The organism is Oleiphilus sp. HI0117 (assembly GCF_001635235.1).
The window spans coordinates 1-675 of record NZ_LWGA01001191.1; the positions used below are offsets into that span (position 1 = coordinate 1).

1 protein-coding gene is annotated in these 675 nt (G+C 40.1%); it reads right to left on the bottom strand.

Annotated features, from left to right (window positions below; genetic code table 11):
- Positions 1-179: 179 nt before the first annotated feature.
- On the bottom strand, positions 180-675 hold a 496-nt coding region (locus A3757_RS20960), incomplete at its 5' end, for an ABC transporter substrate-binding protein (protein ID WP_068740240.1).

Genomic DNA, 675 nt, shown 5'->3' on the forward strand with positions numbered 1-675 from the left:
CCCAGATAGGATACAGTTATCTACTGTAACCCATGCTTTTCTAGGATCGCTTTTATTTCCCCCGACTCTTTGAGTTGTTTCAGACCATCGTTAAAATCATTGAGTTTTATTTGGTAGCCAGGCGAACTTCTTGAAAACATCAAGTATTGCGGATCTTTTTTTAGCGGTGGCTCAAGTGATTAGAGTTGATTTGCCATATCAGGAATTTGCGTTTTAATGATGTAATTTCCTAGTGCTTTATCTACTAATACTAAATCTATTCGGGAAGCAGATAATTTTAATAGGTTCTGTTTATCTGTCGTTACGGGGGCGAGGGTTAGGCCTGCTTCATCGAAGCCTGGTGGGTTGGCGTATCCGCGAACAACGCCGATGGTGTAGGGTTTTAGATCTGAATAACTTTGATAATTGATTTGAGCGTCTTTGCGTTTGAATAAAACTACTTTATTTGCAGGGAGCTCTGCAGAATAGGCGAAATCTTTTTCTCGATCTTTCCTGTACCAGGCGGTATAGATACCGTCGAATTTACCTTCTTTGGTCCATTCTAGCGCTCTAGACCATGGCAGTTGTTCTTTCGTTACTTTGTAATTTTTTAATTTAAAAGCAGCTGAAATGATTTCACTTATAGGGCCTCCATTCTCTAGAGTCTTTCCGTAGTAGGGTGGGTAATCAACGTAA